At 49.9% G+C, this 1,994-nt stretch carries 1 protein-coding gene; it reads right to left on the reverse strand.

Annotation, left to right across the window (positions count from 1 at the left end; genetic code table 11):
* Positions 1-64: 64 nt before the first annotated feature.
* Positions 65-1,816, reverse strand: coding sequence for an IS1634 family transposase (locus NE619_RS17720; RefSeq protein ID WP_256133821.1), 1,752 nt, complete (start codon positions 1,814-1,816; stop codon positions 65-67).
* Between the last annotated feature and the right edge of the window lie 178 nt (positions 1,817-1,994).

Below are 1,994 nucleotides of genomic sequence, written 5' to 3' on the forward strand. Positions count from 1 at the left end.
ATCCCGAGTTTGACACTTAAAAAAAGACGGATGTTGAAAAATCAACATCCGTTGGCATTTTTTGTTATGCTTTTTTTGCGTACAATTTTCGTTTCTTTGACGCGGCCACGACTTTTTTCATAGCTGCCTTTGTCACGATTTGATAATCGGTTCTGAAACCGAAGGTTTCGTGAAGGTCATCGGTTAAGGTCGTTCTTGTATAGGTTGGAAGATAGCCTTCCCCAACGAGTTCTCGGACTTCCATGTTTCGCAGGGTGTCGGTGATCGCTTCGCAGGAGTAGTTGTTTCCCAATCGTTTTTCCAAGTATTTGTAGAGAACCAGCGCGATAAAGCAGGTCAGGAAGTGGGCCTTGATCCGGTTGTCCTTGCGCACGTAGGCCGGCCTTGCTTTGAATTCGCTTTTCATCGTGCGAAAGCACTGCTCAATTTGCCACCGCTGGTGGCTGACCGCCGCGATGTCTGAAGGGTCGTCGTCCATTAGGTTCGTGGATACCGCGTAGAAGCCGTCGTACCGGGCTTCCTTGGCGATGGCGTCGACATCGATGGACTGGCGGGATTTCTCCGCGAGTTCGCCGTCTGCCGTGTAGCATTCCTTGCGGATGAACCTCCGGAAATCATTGGCATGTTTCTTTGCGCGGACGCCGCTGTTTTTCAGGGCCTTTTCCGCGCGCGCGACTTGCCCTTCCCGGATCTTGCGCGTGTAGTCCCTGTATTTGATGGAGTAGGTGACGAGGATCCGTTCATCGAAGTCCGTATGGTCCACTGGAAGCTCTTTGTAGAATACGGAGTTCGGATGCTTTTCTTCGTCAATCTTCGTAATGTCATAGGATTTGTATGGTTGTTTGTCCCCCATTAAACGCCACTGGGTTGGGCTGAGCGCGGTTTCTCGCAAGTCCTTGTTCAGCTTTTTCAGGGACTGGGTGGTGATGAAGGCGCGGTTTCCCAGGGAATTGAACCGCTTGTTTGCTTTTGAGCAAAGGCCCGCGTCCGTGCAAACGATAAATTTCGAGAGCGCGAAATCTCGCAGCAGTTTTTTCTCCAGTGGTTTGAGCGTGGTCTGCTCATTGGTGTTTCCCGGATGGATGCTCATGGTAAGGGGAATCCCATCCTGGTCAATGAACAAGCCCATCTCCACTAAGGGAAGCGGCCGGTTTTCCTTGCTCTTTCCGTGCCTGCGCAAACCGTCCGCGTCCGGTTCCTCGGCTTCAAAGAAGAAATTCGTGCAATCGTAGTAGATCACGCTTGTGTTTCGGTTCCCCAGGGCAAAGCTGTTCTTGTACAGGCCCGCCTGGATCGTGTCGAAGTGGTCCGCCAGAACGTCCAGCGCCCGATACATCTGGTGCTCTTCAAAATCCGGCTGTTCCAGAAGGGTCTTTGAAAACGCGAAGGTCGCCAGTTTGGAGGATGGATGCAGGATCCTGCCGTAACAGAGTTTGGCGAGGCTATCGCTGAGGTTGAACGTGATCTTGCTGTCCGCCTGGATGGCGGCGCAGAGTTGGTCCAGCTTCAGCTCATGGAAGATCTTTTGCAGGAAAAGGTAGCCGATGTTAAAGGTATACTGGTAATCCTTTGTAAGCAAGGAAGAAGGGGAGAACTCCACCGTGACGTTTTTGTTCGCTTCTTTTTCTTTTTCGGTCAGGTATTTGGCGCGTTCCCTTGCCCATTCGTCCGGATCCCGGCCGGTTCTTTGCCGGATATCGTGCTCGTTTCCCAGTTTTTCAACCGTGATGGTATGTTCGACGCCCTTTGTGTCGTAATAGGTTTTGATGATGTAGAATAGACGACCATTGCTGGTTTTGCCGGTTCTCACTCGCATGCGTTGTTCCTCCAAACGATATAGATAAGTATATTATACCACTAGACGCCAATAGACGCAACAATAATATCAAAAATTTGACACATTTTTTTAAAAATTAAGGGAAAAAAAGAAGCATTTGCAACGCTTGTGAGAATTGATGGAAGATATTGGATGGAGATGAAGTGTCAAACTCCCG

Origin of the sequence: Anaerovorax odorimutans, assembly GCF_024459955.1 — a bacterium.
Lineage (GTDB): Bacteria > Bacillota > Clostridia > Peptostreptococcales > Anaerovoracaceae > Hominibacterium > Hominibacterium odorimutans_A.

Excerpts from the sequence above, each read along its gene's own strand:
- NE619_RS17720 (WP_256133821.1), bottom strand. The coding sequence starts at position 1,816 with ATGCGAGTGAGAACCGGCAAAACCAGCAATGGTCGTCTATTCTACATC.